17 protein-coding genes are annotated in these 16,395 nt (G+C 63.2%); 8 read left to right on the top strand and 9 right to left on the bottom strand.

Going from position 1 to position 16,395, the window contains the following annotated elements; genetic code table 11:
• Nucleotides 1–4: 4 nt before the first annotated feature.
• From LPJGGPFB_RS17805 to LPJGGPFB_RS17785, 5 genes are all read left to right on the top strand, one after another.
• Complete coding sequence (locus tag LPJGGPFB_RS17805) at nt 5–1,111, top strand: ABC transporter ATP-binding protein (RefSeq protein ID WP_173421292.1); 1,107 nt, start codon at nt 5–7, stop codon at nt 1,109–1,111.
• Nucleotides 1,108–1,965 carry an inositol monophosphatase family protein gene (locus LPJGGPFB_RS17800; protein WP_173421291.1) on the top strand — a complete coding sequence of 286 codons (858 nt, stop codon included), beginning with the start codon at nt 1,108–1,110 and terminating at the stop codon, nt 1,963–1,965. The genes LPJGGPFB_RS17805 and LPJGGPFB_RS17800 overlap by 4 nt, the downstream gene beginning before the upstream one ends.
• Before the next feature lie 61 nt (nt 1,966–2,026).
• On the top strand, nt 2,027–2,812 hold the full coding sequence (locus tag LPJGGPFB_RS17795; RefSeq protein ID WP_209788900.1) for a MurR/RpiR family transcriptional regulator: 786 nt from the start codon (nt 2,027–2,029) through the stop codon (nt 2,810–2,812).
• A gap of 172 nt (nt 2,813–2,984) precedes the next feature.
• On the top strand, nt 2,985–3,770 hold the full coding sequence (locus tag LPJGGPFB_RS17790) for a DUF899 domain-containing protein (RefSeq protein ID WP_173421289.1): 786 nt from the start codon (nt 2,985–2,987) through the stop codon (nt 3,768–3,770).
• Nucleotides 3,771–4,012: 242 nt separating this feature from the next.
• Complete coding sequence (locus tag LPJGGPFB_RS17785; protein WP_173421288.1) at nt 4,013–4,603, top strand: 3'-5' exonuclease; 591 nt, start codon at nt 4,013–4,015, stop codon at nt 4,601–4,603.
• 170 nt (nt 4,604–4,773) lie between these two features.
• Here LPJGGPFB_RS17785 and LPJGGPFB_RS17780 read toward each other — a convergent pair whose 3' ends face one another.
• From LPJGGPFB_RS17780 to LPJGGPFB_RS17745, 8 genes are all read right to left on the bottom strand, one after another.
• Complete coding sequence (locus LPJGGPFB_RS17780; protein WP_173421287.1) at nt 4,774–5,793, bottom strand: aldose epimerase family protein; 1,020 nt, start codon at nt 5,791–5,793, stop codon at nt 4,774–4,776.
• On the bottom strand, nt 5,790–6,692 hold the full coding sequence (locus tag LPJGGPFB_RS17775; RefSeq protein WP_173421286.1) for an SMP-30/gluconolactonase/LRE family protein: 903 nt from the start codon (nt 6,690–6,692) through the stop codon (nt 5,790–5,792). Before LPJGGPFB_RS17775 ends, LPJGGPFB_RS17780 begins: the two co-directional genes overlap by 4 nt.
• Nucleotides 6,693–6,701: 9 nt before the next feature.
• A complete protein-coding gene (locus tag LPJGGPFB_RS17770) occupies nt 6,702–7,820 on the bottom strand; it encodes a mannonate dehydratase (protein WP_173421285.1) in 1,119 nt (372 codons plus the stop codon).
• 20 nt (nt 7,821–7,840) lie between these two features.
• Complete coding sequence (locus tag LPJGGPFB_RS17765) at nt 7,841–8,626, bottom strand: SDR family NAD(P)-dependent oxidoreductase (protein ID WP_173421284.1); 786 nt, start codon at nt 8,624–8,626, stop codon at nt 7,841–7,843.
• 18 nt (nt 8,627–8,644) lie between these two features.
• Nucleotides 8,645–9,637 carry an ABC transporter permease gene (locus LPJGGPFB_RS17760; protein WP_173421283.1) on the bottom strand — a complete coding sequence of 331 codons (993 nt, stop codon included), beginning with the start codon at nt 9,635–9,637 and terminating at the stop codon, nt 8,645–8,647.
• Nucleotides 9,634–11,169 carry a sugar ABC transporter ATP-binding protein gene (locus LPJGGPFB_RS17755; protein ID WP_173421282.1) on the bottom strand — a complete coding sequence of 512 codons (1,536 nt, stop codon included), beginning with the start codon at nt 11,167–11,169 and terminating at the stop codon, nt 9,634–9,636. The genes LPJGGPFB_RS17760 and LPJGGPFB_RS17755 overlap by 4 nt, the downstream gene beginning before the upstream one ends.
• 62 nt (nt 11,170–11,231) lie before the next feature.
• A complete protein-coding gene (locus tag LPJGGPFB_RS17750) occupies nt 11,232–12,197 on the bottom strand; it encodes a substrate-binding domain-containing protein (protein ID WP_173421281.1) in 966 nt (321 codons plus the stop codon).
• A gap of 91 nt (nt 12,198–12,288) precedes the next feature.
• The gene (locus tag LPJGGPFB_RS17745; RefSeq protein WP_173421280.1) at nt 12,289–13,044 is read right to left on the bottom strand and encodes an FCD domain-containing protein; all 756 of its coding nucleotides are present in this window, start codon (nt 13,042–13,044) and stop codon (nt 12,289–12,291) included.
• A gap of 206 nt (nt 13,045–13,250) precedes the next feature.
• Between LPJGGPFB_RS17745 and uxuA the strand changes: the two genes are divergently transcribed.
• From uxuA to LPJGGPFB_RS17730, 3 genes are all read left to right on the top strand, one after another.
• The gene (uxuA, locus tag LPJGGPFB_RS17740; RefSeq protein WP_173422213.1) at nt 13,251–14,456 is read left to right on the top strand and encodes a mannonate dehydratase; all 1,206 of its coding nucleotides are present in this window, start codon (nt 13,251–13,253) and stop codon (nt 14,454–14,456) included.
• Nucleotides 14,453–15,145 carry an RraA family protein gene (locus LPJGGPFB_RS17735; protein WP_173421279.1) on the top strand — a complete coding sequence of 231 codons (693 nt, stop codon included), beginning with the start codon at nt 14,453–14,455 and terminating at the stop codon, nt 15,143–15,145. The genes uxuA and LPJGGPFB_RS17735 overlap by 4 nt, the downstream gene beginning before the upstream one ends.
• Before the next feature lie 221 nt (nt 15,146–15,366).
• Complete coding sequence (locus LPJGGPFB_RS17730) at nt 15,367–15,906, top strand: ribonuclease H family protein (protein WP_173421278.1); 540 nt, start codon at nt 15,367–15,369, stop codon at nt 15,904–15,906.
• 56 nt (nt 15,907–15,962) lie between these two features.
• Here LPJGGPFB_RS17730 and LPJGGPFB_RS17725 read toward each other — a convergent pair whose 3' ends face one another.
• Complete coding sequence (locus LPJGGPFB_RS17725; RefSeq protein ID WP_173421277.1) at nt 15,963–16,268, bottom strand: hypothetical protein; 306 nt, start codon at nt 16,266–16,268, stop codon at nt 15,963–15,965.
• Nucleotides 16,269–16,395: the final 127 nt, after the last annotated feature.

Raw genomic sequence — 16,395 nt, 5'->3', positions numbered from 1 at the left:
TCCCATGTCGAAAGTCATTTTCTCCAATATTTCAAAGCGCTTCCCCGTAGCGGCCGGTGCGGCCGCAGGCCTTGCGGTCGATCGGCTCAACCTCGTCATCGAAGAGGGGACATTGGTGACCTTGCTTGGCCCCTCGGGCTGCGGCAAGACGACGACGTTGCGCATGCTTGCCGGTTTCGAGACGCCGTCGGAGGGCGCCATCACAATCGGCGGGCGCGACGTCACCAATGTCCCCGTCAATGCCCGCAATGTCGGCATGGTTTTCCAGAGCTACGCCCTCTTCCCGCACATGACCGTGCGTGAAAACGTCGAATACGGCGTGCGGCTTCTCAATCTGCCGCGACAGGAGATGAAGGACCGGGTCGGCTCCGTCCTTGCGACGATGGCGCTCGAGACCTACGCCGACCGCTCGCCCTCACGGCTGTCGGGCGGCCAGCAGCAGCGCGTGGCGCTTGCCCGCGCCGTCGTCACTCAGCCGAAAGTGCTTTTGTTCGACGAACCGCTCTCCAACCTCGACGCACAGCTCCGCGAGCGTATGCGCGACGAACTGCGCGCCATCCAGCTTCGTCTCGGGATCACCAGCCTCTACGTCACCCACGACCAGAGCGAGGCCATGGCGATTTCGGACCGCGTCGTGGTGATGCGCAATGGCGTCATCGAACAGGACGACACGCCGCTCAACGTCTATTCGCGTCCCGGCACCGGTTTCGTCGCCGAATTCATGGGCAAGGCAAACATTCTGAATGGCCGTATCGAGGCGGTTGACCAATCCACCGTGTCGATCCGCATCGCCTCCACGGTTGCCTTCACGTTGCCGCGCGGCAGCCGTGCCTTCAGACCGGGCGAAGAGGTGCGCTGCGTCGTTCGGCCGGAGCATATCCGTGTCGATGCCGAAGGAGCGATGCAGGCAAAGGTGCGCCGCGTTGTGTTCCAGGGCGCCTATGTCGAATACCTGACTGATCTGGAGGGGCAGGAATGCGTCTTCCTCGACAGCAATTACTACCGCACGGGCGTGGCTGAAGTCGGCCAGATGCTGCGCCTGTCCGTCGACAGCCAGCCCGTCTGGATCCTGCCGAACAGTGAAGCCGCCGACATGGGAAAAGCCGCATGACCATCAACCAGCCCATCCTCCACAGTCTCTACGAAACGATCACAAGCGTTGCCAAAGAAGCCGCGCTCGCTGCAGGCGCAGTGGCGCGCAAGGGCTTCATCGAGGCGAGCCCGGAGACGCTGCAGACCGAGCAGAAGGCGGGTTTCTTCGACATCGTGACCGCCTGCGACAAGGCGGCGGAACGGGCCGCCTGCGACATCATCTGGTCGCGACTGCCGCAGTCGCGCATTCTCGGCGAGGAAAGCGGCTGGCAGGGTGAGGGCGAGACGACCTGGATCATCGACCCGATCGACGGTACTAGCAATTTCGCCTCCGGCCTGCCGTTCTTCTGCGTCTCGATCGCTGCCTACTATGCCGGCGAGCCGGTCTGCGGCATCGTCTACGATCCGATGCGGGAAGAGCTGTTCATGGCGAGCGACGGACGCCTGACGCTGAACGGCGACGTCGTCTCGCCTTTTGCGCGCGCCAACAGCGATCGCCATGTCGAACTGCTGAGCAACGCCCCCTATGAAGGCGAACGGCCCGATCTGGCGGCGCTCGAGGCCTATGCCGATCTCGTCACCTCTTTTCGCGCCGTTCGGCGCCTGGGCTCCTGCGCGCTCCACCTTGCCTATGTGGCGGTCGGCCGCGTGGCCGTTTCCTACGAGTCGAAATTCAGCGCCTGGGACATCGCCGCCGGCGTACAACTGGTTGCGGCCGCCGCCGGGCAGATCATCGCTCAGGACGCAAACGGACGACGCCTCGAGGCAAACGAGCAGGCGCTTGGCGCCGTGAAAAGGCTCGTTGTCGCGCAGGCCGGTTTTGACTATCAATCGTCCTGCCTGTCGAAGCTGATGGCAGACGGCAGGTTGTAATCCGCAATTGCGAAAGACGCTTCATGACACGAGCATCCGAGATGTCGGTACGATGGGTCCCATGCTGGATCTGATCAGGCAATCCCTGTCCCAGTTCACGCCCGCCGAGCGCAGGATCGCGGAAGCGATCCTCGACACGCCGAGCACGGCGATCACCTGGTCGATCACGGATGCTGCGCGCGTCGCCAAGGTCAGCGAACCCTCGATCATCCGCTTCTGCCGCAGGCTCGACTGCGACGGATTTCCGGATTTCCGCCTGAAACTTGCCCAGCAGCTCGCCGTTCGCCAGTCCACGGCGACCGTCGCCGAGAGCGGAACCGATCCGTTCGCCGGCATGGTGGACGACATCTTCAATCGGGCGGCGGAAGCGTTACGGGAGACGCGGCATGACCTCGACCTCGATTCCCTGCGTCGTGCGGTCAGCCTTCTGGCGCGCGCCCGCCGGATCGACGTCTATGGCTACGGCGGATCCGGCTTTCTGGCAGGCGAAGCCCAGCATCGCATGGCCTCCCTCGGGATCGCGAGCGTCGCCTATTCCGATCCGACCTTGCAGATGGTCTCGGCGGCACGCCTGTCCCCCTTGGATGTGCTGTTCGTGCTCTCCTTTTCCGGCCGCACCAGCTATCTGATTTCCAACATCGAGATCGCCAAGAAGTCGGGCGCGCGCATCGTCGCCATCTCTCCAGGCGGCTCGATCGTCGCCTCGCTTGCCGACGAGAACATCAATCTCAATGCCTACCGCACATCCGCGGGGCCACTCATCGTTCCGACCGGCCGCGCGCCGATGTATGTGATGCTCGACGTTCTCTTTGGGCTGCTGGCACCGGAACTCGGAAAGACCGATTGAACCGTCCCGGGTGAGGCGCTGCTGCGTGCTGCAGCGTCCGGGGCGCAGGACACGCCGGCAACCGGAATGTCGTCACACTTGTTACTCCCATCAAACCCGTTCCGGTGCGAAACTCCCTCCAGAGCAATCACGCGCGAAGACGCCCGTGCCAACAAAGGAGGTTTCAACCGCCATGACGACATCTGCGGAAAAAGGCGGTCACCCCGCCATGCTGACACCTCCTGTCGTGTCGCCACGGGCCTGGGAGGACGCCCGCCAGCAGCTGCTGGTGAAGGAGAAAGCCCAGACCCGGGCGCGCGATTCTCTTGCCGCCGAACGCCGGCGCATGCCGTGGATGGCGGTGGAGAAGGCCTATGCCTTCGACGGCCTTGCGGGCAGAGCCAGCCTCATCGACCTGTTTGCCGGTCGACGCCAATTGATCGTCTACCGCGCCTTCTTCGAACCGGGCGTGTTCGGCTGGCCCGATCATGCCTGCAGGGGTTGCTCCATGGTCGCCGACCAGGTTGCCCACATCGCCCACCTGAACGCGCGTGACACAACGCTGGTCTTTGTTTCGCGCGCGCCGCAGGCCGACATCGCGCGGCTCAAGGCGCGCATGGGCTGGGAAATCCCATGGTTCACCATCACCGACGATTTCGATGCCGACTTCGGGGTCGCCGAATGGCACGGAACGAACGTGTTCTACCGCGACGGCGAACGTGTATTCCGCACCTACTTCATCAACAACCGCGGCGACGAACAGATGGGGAGCACCTGGAACTATCTCGACATCACACCGCTCGGGCGCCAGGAAGTCTGGGAAGATTCCCCTGCGGGCTACCCCCAGACGCCGACCTACAAATGGTGGAACTGGAACGACAACTATGGCGCGGACGCCGTGCCTGACAAGAAATGGGTCGAAGTGTCGGATGCCGGCGAAGCGGCGTTCCGGGACCGGCAACAAAACGAGATGCCATGAGCGTGCCGATCACATACGCAAATTGTTTTGCCGGCTGTTGAGCTGCGCAACATCGGCAAGGGTCGCGAAATAGGGGCTATGGCGACGGCATCAAGCGCTGGGCGCGGTTGTCGCGCCAATACCGAGCGAGCTTTGCCGAATCGCCTGCATATCGCTACAGCATTCGTCGCACGTTCAACGGAACGGGCGAAGGGTGTTGCAGCGCCTCGGTCCTGCTGCACAAGACCAGCCGGAAGAATGCCTTGAAGACCATCGCCATCGATTTCGAAACCGCCAACGAGCAGCGTGGCAGCGCATGTTCCGTCGGTCTGGCCTGGATCGAGGATGATCGTGTCGTGCGGGTCGAGGAACGGCTGATCCGCCCGAAAGACATGCGCTTTTCCTCCTTCAACATCGCCATTCACGGCATTCGCCCGGAACACGTCGAAGATGCGGGTGAATTTCCCGAGGTGATGGACGAGTTCGCCGACGACTTTCGCGGCGCGACCATGATCGCCCACAATGCGGCCTTCGATTTCAGCGTCTGGCGTTCCTGCCTCGATCTCTACCGGCAGGATTACCCGGACCTGTCCTATCTCTGTTCTGTGAAGATGGCGCAAAAGGTCTGGCCGCATCTCGGATCGCACAAGCTCAACATCCTGGCCGGCCATCTCGGCCTGACCTTCGCGCATCACAACGCAGCCGAAGACGCGGCCATCTGCGCCGAGGCGGCCCTTGCAATTACCAGATCTCTGCGCGTTTCAGAGGTCCGCGACGTCCCGGTGGCGATTGGCATGAGGCCCGGCCGATTGTTTGCCAACGGCTACGACCCCTGCACCTGCCGCAAGAAGTGATCGGCAGGCAGGCGCCCGACCGAAAAACCGTTCCAGTTGACGAGGGCCTTACGCGACCCTTGTGTCACCTTCATGGTGGCACCGCTTGTCCCGATGGATACAGAACCGGCAGCGACAGAGGCGCAAGAGGCCAGGAGCGGTCCAGACGCCGACGAAATGACGTAAGGACTTCAGCCCAGGGCAGCGGCTTCGACCGAAAGCCGGTAGCGCGTGATGAACGGCTGATCGGGATGGAAGGATAGCGAGGTCGGGCTGGCCGGCGAAGCCACCGGGTTGTCGGCCGTCGACACCGCCGGTCCGAGGTCGAAGGCCGCGCAGACCGGTTCAACACCAAGAGCCAGATGCTTGCCCTCCCATGGATAGGCCGTGCGACCGCGATTGCTGTACCAGAGCAGAAGACTGGGGAAATGCTCTTTCTGCCAGGTCAAGCAGACCCGAAATCCTTCGTCTCGGTAATGCAAGGCGATTGCGCCATCGATGCCGACCAATTGCAGCAGTTCCTCGGCATTCTGGTCAAGCGGTACGGATGTCGCATCGACGGCGGTGCCGTCGCGGGCATCGACGCTCTGGAGCTTCGACCATCGGCCACCTGGCGCAAACAGGGCAGCGCCCGGCTCCACGTCACCGGGAAAGCTGTGCGCCTCGTTGTACTTTCCCGGTTCGAGCCTGACGGATCCGGGGCGGGGCGTCAGGCGGAAGGTGGGGTGCAGGCCGATCGGCAACCGGCACGGTCGCCGCACCTCGATTTCGAGCGTGATATCGATCGCGGCGTCGTTCGGGTCCGGCACGATGGACCGGCGCAATTGCCTGACCGGATGGTCCTCGGGGTAGCTGCACGTCAAGACGATCTGCCGATCGTCGCAGTCGCCCCAGTTCCAATGCACGTTCGAGCCGTGACCGTGCGGCACATCCGCGCCAACGAAACTTTCGCCGGTGTCCGACCAACCTTTGGGCAACGGGCGCGAGCCGTCGCTGCCGAAAGGCACGCAAGGCCATTCGCCGCGCAGTTCCTGCAAGATCGGTGGCAGCGCCGTTCTATTCGGATCCCCGCCCCAGGGCGCTACATGCAACGGGCTGACCTGCCGCCCGTCGGGCAGCAGGAAGGTGACCGGCCCGAGCATGCCGCCCAGAGATTGTACCGCCAGGCATCCATGCGCCCAAGCCAGGCCGCGCCTTCTCGTCTCGGTCATGCCGAAACGATCCTGCCAAAACGGTTCTCCGCCAGCCCTGGAACCTCGACCCTGAGAGAGTACAGGCTACCGGCGAGCCGCTCTCCCGGTTTCGAGAGGATGCTCGCCGTCGTGACATAGAGCGTCTTCAGGTCTGCGCCGCCGAAGGTGCAGGTCGTGATGTTGGTAACCGGCATTTGGATGACCTCCGTCACCGCGCCCTCAGGCGACACGCGCGCGATGCAGCCGCCGCCGAAACGGCAGTTCCAGAGATAGCCATCGCTATCCATTGCCGAGCCATCCGGAGAACCGCGGGAGAAATCGGCAAGGAAGGCCCGTTCGTTCGAAATCGAGCCATCAACCACTGCGTAGTCAAAGGCGTAGATCTCGTTTGCGAGCGTATCGGCGAAATAGAAGGTGCTGCGATCGGGGCTCCAGCACAGCGTGTTGGAAATGCCGAGCCCATGCCGCCATTCGCTCACATTTCCATCCGGTGCGATGCGGTAGAGAATGCCCTCGCCTGCTGCCGTCTCGCCAAGTTCCCCATCGGGCAGAACGTTGTTCTTCATCGACCCGACCCAAAAATTTCCCGCCGGATCGGCGCGCCCGTCATTCAACCGCACGCGCGGATAACCGGGCAAACGGAAGCCTTGATCCGCGCGCCGGTCGCCTTGCGGCCACCACCAGATGAGCTTCGAGGCGAGCGCCAGAAGGAACCGGCCCGGCTCGTCTGTCAGCGACACCGCCACCACCGGCTCTTCGAACATCCAGGAGCGCACGGCACCGCTCGCCTCATCATAGCGATGGACGAGGAAGCGGTTGATGTCGCTCCAGTAGAGCGCCTGCTCGGATGCCGACCAGGCGGCGCCCTCGCCGCATTTGTCGCCGACCGGGGCAACGCAAGTGATCGACCTCTCCATCCGCGTCTCCTATTCGGCCGCGATATCATGGACAAGCGACCGGGACGGTCCGAGCGCATGGGCGTTCTGCACCAGCGCCCGCATGTACCCAAGCGCAAACGCCTTGCCCGCATGCCAGGAGGCGGCACAGGTCATGGCCGGCGTATGGTCGGGGATCATCACGCCTTGATAGTTCTCGTCGCGCAGGATGCGGACGATTTCGGCCATGTCGATATCGCCTTCGTCGACGAAGGTTTCGACGTAGCGCGGCATCTTGCCCCTGACATTGCGGAAATGGATGTAGCCGATGCGGCCCGAGCGCGCGAACCGGCGGACATGTTCGTAGATATCGCCGCCCGGCATTTCCTGCAGCGAGCCGAGGCAGAGCTCCAGCCCGTTCGATGGGGAATCGACGATCGACATCAGCCGATCGAACTTCTCCGGCCGGTTTACCAGACGGGCCGTGCCACGCAGCACTTCCGCCGGCGGGTCATCGGGATGGGCGCCGAGCATGACACCAGCCTCTTCGGCAACCGGGACGACTTCCTTCAGGAACCGGGAGAGACGGTCCCAGATCTCGGCATTGCTGACCGACACCGGCTTTGCGCCAGGCAGCCCGTGCCGATAGCGCATGTTCCAGACCATGCCGTCGGGGATCGGCGCGTCCGGATCGGGCACGACACCCGGCGCATCCTCGACGCCGAAGCCGACGGATTCCGCACCGCCGCGCGCATAGGGGCCGCGCGTCCAGCCATAGACGCCGGCGAGCGAGAAGTTGTAGCCGATGCAGGGCACGCCCGCCTTCCCGGCATCGCGGATCAATTGCTTCAACGCCTCGATCTGCGCGCCGCGTTCCGGACCGTCGAGAAGGATGTCGTGCCAGAAGCGCGGCGAAAAATTCTCGATCGCGGCAAGCTCGAGGCCGGCAGCACGCACGTCCTGAACGAGCGCCGACAGCTCCTCATAGGTCCAGAGGCGGTCGGCCGAGCAATCGCCCCACCCACCGGTGTCGCCGCTGTCGATCTTCGGGTCCTTGCCGGCGAAATAGTTGGTCAGGTGCGCAACGATATGGGTCGCGCCGGACTGAAGTGCGAAGCGATAATTGTCGGGCGTGAGCTGTTCACGGTAGAGGCCAAGGCCGATTTTCATCTTGTTCTTTCCCTGTGCGATTATTTCACGCCGATGCCGGCGGTGAGCCCGCCGTCGATGCGGAAGTCCGATCCGGTGATGAAGCCGGCACGATCGGAGGCGAGATAGGCAACGAGTTCTGCGACCTCCTCCGGCTCGCCGATGCGGCCGACCGGGTGGGCCGCGCCGAAGCGGGCGAAGGCGTCCTCTTCGCTGACACCCTCGCCGCCATAGCTACGCGCGGCCAGCGACAACAGCGGCGTGCGAACGGAGCCCGGGCTGACGGAGTTTACCCGCACGCGGATGTCGGCGTGATCGAGCGCCATTGCGCGGGTCAGCGCATGGATGGCGCCCTTGGTGGCGACATAGGCTGCGACGTTCTGTTGGCAGTTGTGACCCTGCACCGAGGAGATGTTGACGATCGCCCCGCCGCCGCGCTTGTCCATCTCCGGGATGGCAAAGCGTCCGGTCAGATAGATAGAGCCGACATTGACGGACAGGCACCGGTTCCAGGTCTCGAAGCTGGTGTCGAGAACGGTGCCAAAGGGATGGACGGCGGCGGCGTTGACGACAATGTCGAGCCCGCCATGGCGCGATACGACGTCGGCGACGGCGGCCGCCACCTCTGCCTCGACCGACACGTCGGTCAGTCGCGAGGCCATGGCAAGGCCGCGCTCGCCGGCGATCCGGTCGAACGCCGCGTTCGCCGCTGCATCGTTACCACACGCCAGGACCTTGGCGCCGGCTGTAGCCAGCCTTATCGCCGATGCCAGCCCGATGCCGGAGGTTCCGGTAATGAGCGCTATTTTTCCTGCAAATTCCGTCATGGTCGGCTCCGAATTCCCTTAACGCACACGTTCCAGAACTTGATTGAGCAGCACGGCGCCAAGGATGATCCCGCCGCGCACGACGTACTGCCAGTATTCGCTGACATTCATCAGCGTCATGCCGTTGGAGATGCAGCCGAGAAAAAGCACGCCGATCAGGGTTCCCCAGATGCGGCCCTTGCCGCCGAACAGCGAGGTACCGCCGATGATGACGGCCGCAATGACGTCGAGCTCCATGCCGGTGGCGGTCGTGCCGGTGCCAGCGCCGATCTGCGAGGCGATCAGCGTGCCCGAAATCGCCGTCAGCGCGCCGGTAAGGCCAAGCGTCAGCGCCTTGACCTTCCAGATGTCGATGCCCGAAAGCCTTGCCGCTTCCATGTTGCCGCCGACCGCATAAACCTCGCGGCCGAAGCTGGTGTATTTCATCAGGAAGTGCATGGCCGCGAAGGTGAGAGCGAAGATGTAGACCGGGAACGGTATGCCGAAGAGATAGCCGCCGCCGAGAAAATCGAAACCGGCCGGAAAGGTCGAAAGCGGAAATCCGCCGGTAATGAGGTTGGCGACACCGCGAAGGGCGGCAAAGAGGGCAAGCGTGGTAATGAAGGTCGGCACGTTGAACCATTGCCGGAAGCGCCCAGTGAGATAGCCGAGCGAAAACCCGACGGTGAGCGCGACCGCAAAGCCGAGGATGACAGCACTCCATCCACCGATTGCGTCGGTGTAGGCGTCGGCGAACCAGGCGACGATGCATCCGGCCAGCGCCACCCCGGCGCCGACGGAAAGATCGATCTCGCCGGAGATGATCACCGCGGTCATGCCGAAGGCGATGATCCCGAGCATCGCCACCGTGCGCAGCACGTTGAGGATGTTGGCGGTGGAGGCAAAACCCGGAGCCATCAGGATCAGGAACAGGACGAGTGCCGCCAGAATGATTTCCATCGGGTAGGTCTTGAGCAGACGCAGCGGCACGTTCTGTCCGTCGCCTTCTGTCGTTTGGCTGACAAGTGTCATTTCGAGGCCCCTTCCATGCATAGGCCGTAGAGTTGGGTAAGGTCTGTCCGGGTTGGGTCCACCTCGGCCACGACGCTGCCGTGGTGCATCACGAGAATGCGGTCCGCCACTTCGAGGACCTCCTCGAGCTCGGTCGAGACGAAGATGCTCGAAAGGCCTTCCGACGCCTTCTGCCAGATGATGTCGAAGATCTGCCGCTTGGCCTGGACGTCGACACCTCGGCTCGGCTCGTCGAAGAACATCACCGAGGGCGCGGTGTTCAGCCATTTGCCGATCACCACCTTCTGCTGGTTGCCGCCCGATAGCGACGATACCGGCAGTTCCGGATCGCCGCACTTGATGTGCAGGTCGACGATCTGGCGATCGACATGCGGCTGTTCGCGCCGGCGGGAAATGAGGCCATTGCGCGCAATCGGACCGAGACTTGCCATGCAGAGATTGTCTGCCGTCGGCAGCGACTGCACGAGGCCGACCTCCTTGCGGTTCTCCGGCGTGTAGCCGAGACCTGCGGCCCGCATCTGGCTTGGCGTCGCCCCCGTCATCGATCGCCCTTCCAGGTGCACCGTGCCGGCGTCGATACGGTCGGCGCCGAAGATCGCGCGCATGAGCTCGGTCCGGCCCGAACCGAGCAGACCGGCAATGCCCAGGATTTCGCCGCGATAAAGATCGAAGGAAACGTCGTTGAAGTGCCCGGCGCGGGTCAGGCCGCGCACTTCGAGCAGCGGCTTCACCCGGTCGATCGCCTGGCGCGGCGGGCGGGTCGTGCGGGCGGCATCGCCGAACATCATGCCGACAATCTCGGCTGGCGAGGTCGCCCGCATCTCGACGGCGCCGATGTAGTGACCGTCGCGAATGACCGTGCAGGTGTCGGCGATCTCGAAGAGTTCGCTCATGCGGTGCGTGATGTAGATCATCGTCACGCCGCGCGCCCGGAGCCGCTCGATCAGCGCGAAAAGCTGCTTGACCTCTTTCGAGGCGAGCGCCGATGTCGGCTCGTCGAGCAGCAGGATCGAGGGGTTGAAGGACATCGCCTTGACGATCTCGACCACTTGCTGTTGCCCGACGCTGAGCGCCGAGACCGGCTTTCGGGAATCGATCGTAAGCCCCATGTCGGACAGAAGCTCGGCCGCGCGGCGATGCAGCCCTTTCCAGTCGACGACGCGGAAACCGGCGCGTCTCGTGTGCGGCAGGCGACCGAGAAAGATGTTCTCGCCGACGGAAAGCTCCGGAACGAGCGAAAGCTCCTGGTGCACCGTCACGATACCCGCATCGAACGCATCGTGCGGCGAGGTAAAGGCCTGGTCGCGTCCGTTGACGCTGATCGTCCCCGAGGTGGGTTCGGTCACGCCGGCAAGAAGCTTGATCAGCGTCGATTTGCCGGATCCGTTCTTTCCCATCAGGGCATGGACGCGCCCTGGAGCAAACTCATGGGTAAACTCCGACAGGGCAACGGTCGGGCCGTAACGTTTCGTGACGGATCGGAACGCGAGCCGCCCCTGGGCGGCATCGGTCCGTGGCTGAGAATAGGTCATCCGTGGTTTCCGGTTGGCGCGGCAGATGGTGGGCAGGGCCGGCAGGCCCCGCCCCGCAAGCCTTACTTCAGAGCCTTCAGGCCTTCCTTGTAGGCGGCGACGCCTTCGGCATTTGCGCGCGTGAGCGGAAGGACGGGAACATTGACCTTCGTTTCAAACGTCTTGCCTTCCAGCAGTTTCTGCGCGGCCTCGATCGCCTGCTTGCCGACCTCAAGAGGCTGCTGGGCCGTGGTCGCCTGCAGCACGTTGTCCTTGTCGAGAAGCATGTTGGCGAGCTGCTCGGAACCGTCGGTGCCGAACACGAACACCTTGCCCTCGAGCCCGGCCTTCTTCACCGCCTGGACGGCGCCGATCGTGCCGCCTTCGTTGGCGGCGTAGATCACCTTGATATCCGGATTGGCTGTCAGCATGTCGCTGGCGACGGCCAGCGCCTTTTCGGCCAGCCAGGCATCCTGCTGGGCGACGATCTCGACCTGCGAGGACACCACATGCAGGAAGCCGTCGACGCGGGCGTTCGATTGCTCCGGCAGGAGCGCCTTGAAGGCCAGCGTGCCGATCTTGACCTTCTCGCCATTGCCGAGTGTCTTCAGGAACGGGGCGGCGGCCTCGCCGGTACCGATGCCGATATCCCGGTCCGAGCTGGTCACGGTCGCCTGGGCGACGTCGCCATTGGCCGATGTGCCATAGGTGACGACCGTGATGCCGGCATCGCGGGCCTTCTTCAGCGCGGGCACCGAAGCATCCGCCGACAGCGGCGCGACGACGATCGAGTTGACGCCGCGGGCGATATAGGTGTCGATCAGTTGCGCTTCCTTTTCGAGCTTGCTGTCGCTGTTTCCGGCCAGCAGCTCGTCGCCGGCGGCTTCCGCCGCCTTCTCCATGCCGATCTGGATACCGCGGAAATACTGGTCCTGCTGGAAGACGATGCCGGCGATGGCCTTGCCATCAGCAAGGGCGGCATTGGGTGCGAAGCTGGCGCTCACCAGAAGGGCTGCGAGCGTCAGGACGTGGCGTTTTGCATTGATCATTTTGGGTCTCCTCCCCGATGCCCTCGATCGTATTGCCGGACCCGCGGGCATAGGGGCCGGTGCTGACTGAATGCTGAAAACGATATGCGGCCTATGTCTTGATCGCAGCGGGTTGGGCGCCCGATGGCGCACCGACGAATTTGAGGCCGAATTCAAGATGACGGCTCATGAGATAGGCGTAGGCAATCCGGTCGCGCGCTCTCAGCGCATCGATGATTTCGGCATGGGCCTCGTAGGTCGCCGACTGCACCGGCCGCTCCGCCTTGCCCAGACGCATGACCTCTTCGATCACCGAGCGCATCATCCGGTAGGCGGCGAGCGTCGTCCTGTTGCCTGAGAGTTCGACGATCGCCTCGTGGAATTCGTAGTCGTAGCGAGCCGCTTCCTCGACGCTCTCAGCCGTCCGGATCCGGGCGTTGGCCGCTTCCAGCCTGTCGAGGTCGGTTTCGCTTGCATGAAGGATGATGTGATCGCCGACGCCGGTCTCGATGATGCGGCGGAAGCCTTGAAGGTCGCGAAAGGAATCGGGCGATATGCCATTGTGAAAGGCAAAGAGCCGGCGGATCGCCTCGCCGTGACCGCCACTGATGACGGCGCCGACCTTGGGCCGCGTCTCGACAAGCCCATAGGCGCGCAAAACCTGCAGCGCCTCACGCACCGTGTTGCGCCCCGCCTGAAACTGTTCGCCGAGATCGCGCTCGGTCGGCAGCGCGTCGCCAATGCCGAGACCGCGTTCGGCGATCAGATCCCTGATCTGCTCGACGAGCCTGTCGACCGCCGACGTCTTGCCGACCTCAGCTGGCTCGACGCCTGTCGAATGCTCCGGTTTTGCGGAATTGTGCGCCACGCTCCCCTCCTTTGCGTTGTTCTATTTGTTGGTCCAGATTGGAAAACATGTCAAGCACCCTGCGGCGATTTCAGCGTCACCAGGAAGAATTCGGCATTATCCGCTCATTTTTACTTGAATTTATCTCTGCGTCGCTCCTTAATGCATCATCTGGTCCAACAATAAAGATCATCATCGAGACCGCAGGAGTTCAAGAAATGAGGCCGATGGAAGAGTGCTTTCGCTGGTATGGCCCCGACGACCCGGTGCCGCTCAGCCATATCCGGCAGGCGGGGGCGACGGGCATCGTCACTGCGCTCCACCACGTCTATGACGGCTCACCCTGGTCCGACGATCAGATCCTGAAGCACAAGGCGCTGATCGAGACGGCGGGCCTGCGCTGGAGTGTGGTCGAGAGCATTCCGGTGCACAATTCGATCAAGCTCAAATCATCGGACAGCGCACGCTACGTCGGCTGGTACAAGGACACGATGCGGGCGCTTTCGCGCTGCGGCATTCGCACGGTCTGCTATAACTTCATGCCGGTGGTCGACTGGACCCGCACAGAACTCATGCACCCGCTGCCAACAGGTGGATACGCGCTGCGCTTCGATGCCATCGATTTCGCCGCCTACGATCTCTTCGTCTTGAAGCGGCGGGGCGTCGAGCAAAGCTATTCGCCGGCCCAGATCGAAGCGGCACAGGCGCGCTTTGCTGCGATGACCCCTGCAAAGATCGAACGGATCGAACGCAACCTGATTGCCGGCCTGCCGGCATCGGAGCGCAAGTTCGATCGCGCTGGCTTTCTCGGAGCACTCGCGGAGTACGATGGCGTCAGCGCCGAGGACCTGCATGAAAACCTCGCGCACTTCCTGCGCGAGATCGTCCCGGTGGCCGAAGAGATCGGGGTAAGACTCTGCATCCACCCCGACGATCCGGCCTTCCCGCTCTATGGCCTGCCGCGGATCGTTTCCACGGCCAATGATGCGCGCCGCATCCTGGCGGCGGCCGACAGCCCCGCCAACGGCCTGACCTTCTGCACAGGATCCTACGGCACCCGCGCCGAAAATGACCTGCCCGCGATGGTGCGCGAGTTCGGCTCGCGCATTCATTTCGCCCATCTGCGCAACGTCCAGCGCGAAGCGGACGGCTCGTTTCATGAGGCCGACCATCTTGGCGGATCGAGCGATATCCCGGCCGTCATCCTCGCTCTCCTTGAGGAGCAGGAGCGCCGCCACGCTTCCGGACGCGACGACTGGCAGATTCCCGTTCGCCCAGACCATGGGCATCTGCTCGCCGACGATATCGGCAAGGAACGGATCAACCCCGGTTACTCGCTCATTGGCCGTCTGAAGGGGCTCGCCGAAATTCGCGGCGTGATGCAGGGCATTTCTGCGGCCAGGGCCGCACAGAACGGACAGGTGACACGATGAAGACTTTTGAGAACGATGCCGATTTGTTCGCGGCCATGCGAAGCCGGCTTTTTACCGCCGTGGTCGGCGACATCCTGGACACGATGGGGCTGCAGCACCAGTTCCTGCCGCCGCGGATCAAGGCCCTGCGTGACGACATGGTGGCAATCGGCCGTGCCATGCCGGTGCTGGAGGCGGATTTCTTTGCGACCGCGAGCAACGGCGGCCACGCCGAGATCAGCACCAAGCCATTCGGCCTGATGTTCCATGCCCTCGACAGCCTGAAACCCAACGAAATCTACGTCTGCGCAGGCTCCTCACCACGTTATGCCGTCTGGGGTGAACTGATGTCGACGCGCGCAATCCAGCTGAAGGCTGCGGGCGCGATCTGCGATGGTTATTGCCGGGACAGCGGCGGTATCCTGGCCCTGGACTTTCCGACGTTCTGCTATGGATCCTATGCCCAGGATCAAGGTCCGCGCGGCAAGGTGGTGGATTACGCCGTCCCGATCGAGATCGGTGGCATCCGCATCCGCCCCGGCGACATCCTCTTCGGCGATCGCGACGGCGTACTCGTTATCCCGCGCGAGGCGGAACAGGAGGCGATCGCCCTCGCCTTCGAAAAGGCCGAGACGGAAAACAAGGTTCGCCTGGCGATTGAGGCCGGCATGAGCACGGTCGAGGCGTTCGAGCGCTTCGGCGTCATGTAGTCGGCGAGGGCAGGAACCGCGACGCGGTACCCGCGTTCATGGGCGAAAGGCCCTGCCTGCCCCCCAAACGCCGGACTTTGCTATCACGGCGACCGTCTAAGACAGGGGGTTGGTCAGCCGTCGAGGATACCGGCGGATTTAGGGATGCGATGTGTAACGCGCAACATTCCTGTTCGTCTGGTAGACATGGGCAAAGTGGCACACAGGATCAGACCAGCGATATGAACGACGCCCTCACCATGCTCGGCTCCCGCACCCATACGGCCGAGGCGCAGCCTTCCTCCGCAGGCTTCCACGTCTTCACCGACGGCTCGTACGAACCGAGCTCCGGCGAGGGCGGCTGGGCATTTGTCGTCTATCACGACGGTACGGAGATCGCGTCCGAGTTCGGTGGCGCCCGGCGTTCCGCCGACAACACGATGGAGCTGACCGCGCTGCTCAAGGCGACGCTGTGGGTCAAAGGCAACGCGTCTGCCAAGAGCGCAATTGTCTGGTCCGATTGCGTTTACGCGGTCAATGGCTGCAACAGCTGGCGCTTGATCTGGAAGAACAACGGCTGGAAGAAGATTGTCCCGAATGCGAAGGTCCGGAGCCGAAGAATAGCGAATGCCGAGCTTTGGATGGCGATCGACCTTCAGCTCTCAAGCAACCCCGAACTGACTGTCGCCTGGTGCAAGGGCCATTCCGGGCTCGTCGGCAACGAGCGCGCAGACAGGCTTGCCGCGCTTGGGCGCCAATCTGCCCGGACCGGCGCTCGCTGATCCCGCAAATGTCTTTCGCCAGCATCGTCCGCCAATCGCGACGGTGCTCGGAAACGCTAGTGACAGACTCGCACATTGTGGGACATCGTGGTCTCGGCACCGGCCGATCTCGTCGACGACAGATGGACGAGCGTAATGCCAAGCTCGAGAAGAAGCTCAGCAGACTTGATATCTTGGGCCGCAAGATTGTCAGTGTATCCGCGGATCGTGCAGGCGACGCATTTCGAGTGGGCCGCGAAACGGATGTCGCCCAGATCTTCCGCCTCTTCGGCAACGGCCTCCAGTGCTCCGGCGACCGTTTCCAGCATGCCGTACCGCTCACGCGCACTCATGTCTTCCAGCGTCTTTGGGATCCCGATCATGTTATCTCCTTCGCGCCCGGCAGGATAAACTGCGGCGCTGGCATCACGTCGAATTCAGGTGTTGGTCTAGATATGGAGATCGCAGCGTCCATTAGCAAATCATGTCGGCCATGCGACTGCTGCATGA

The sequence above is a fragment of the Ensifer adhaerens genome (assembly GCF_013283195.1).
Lineage (GTDB): Bacteria > Pseudomonadota > Alphaproteobacteria > Rhizobiales > Rhizobiaceae > Ensifer > Ensifer adhaerens_G.
This window is presented reverse-complemented; position numbering and strand designations above follow the sequence as displayed.

What these genes read in the sequence shown, in the direction of transcription:
- LPJGGPFB_RS17750 (WP_173421281.1), bottom strand. Translation starts at nt 12,197, where the DNA reads ATGATCAATGCAAAACGCCACGTCCTGACGCTCGCAGCCCTTCTGGTG.
- LPJGGPFB_RS17735 (WP_173421279.1), top strand. Translation starts at nt 14,453, where the DNA reads ATGAAGACTTTTGAGAACGATGCCGATTTGTTCGCGGCCATGCGAAGC.
- LPJGGPFB_RS17775 (WP_173421286.1), bottom strand. Translation starts at nt 6,692, where the DNA reads ATGGAGAGGTCGATCACTTGCGTTGCCCCGGTCGGCGACAAATGCGGC.
- LPJGGPFB_RS17770 (WP_173421285.1), bottom strand. Translation starts at nt 7,820, where the DNA reads ATGAAAATCGGCCTTGGCCTCTACCGTGAACAGCTCACGCCCGACAAT.
- LPJGGPFB_RS17805 (WP_173421292.1), top strand. Translation starts at nt 5, where the DNA reads ATGTCGAAAGTCATTTTCTCCAATATTTCAAAGCGCTTCCCCGTAGCG.
- LPJGGPFB_RS17795 (WP_209788900.1), top strand. Translation starts at nt 2,027, where the DNA reads ATGCTGGATCTGATCAGGCAATCCCTGTCCCAGTTCACGCCCGCCGAG.
- LPJGGPFB_RS17800 (WP_173421291.1), top strand. Translation starts at nt 1,108, where the DNA reads ATGACCATCAACCAGCCCATCCTCCACAGTCTCTACGAAACGATCACA.
- LPJGGPFB_RS17730 (WP_173421278.1), top strand. Translation starts at nt 15,367, where the DNA reads ATGAACGACGCCCTCACCATGCTCGGCTCCCGCACCCATACGGCCGAG.
- LPJGGPFB_RS17790 (WP_173421289.1), top strand. Translation starts at nt 2,985, where the DNA reads ATGACGACATCTGCGGAAAAAGGCGGTCACCCCGCCATGCTGACACCT.
- LPJGGPFB_RS17725 (WP_173421277.1), bottom strand. Translation starts at nt 16,268, where the DNA reads ATGATCGGGATCCCAAAGACGCTGGAAGACATGAGTGCGCGTGAGCGG.
- LPJGGPFB_RS17755 (WP_173421282.1), bottom strand. Translation starts at nt 11,169, where the DNA reads ATGACCTATTCTCAGCCACGGACCGATGCCGCCCAGGGGCGGCTCGCG.
- LPJGGPFB_RS17780 (WP_173421287.1), bottom strand. Translation starts at nt 5,793, where the DNA reads ATGACCGAGACGAGAAGGCGCGGCCTGGCTTGGGCGCATGGATGCCTG.
- LPJGGPFB_RS17765 (WP_173421284.1), bottom strand. Translation starts at nt 8,626, where the DNA reads ATGACGGAATTTGCAGGAAAAATAGCGCTCATTACCGGAACCTCCGGC.
- uxuA (WP_173422213.1), top strand. Translation starts at nt 13,251, where the DNA reads ATGGAAGAGTGCTTTCGCTGGTATGGCCCCGACGACCCGGTGCCGCTC.
- LPJGGPFB_RS17760 (WP_173421283.1), bottom strand. Translation starts at nt 9,637, where the DNA reads ATGACACTTGTCAGCCAAACGACAGAAGGCGACGGACAGAACGTGCCG.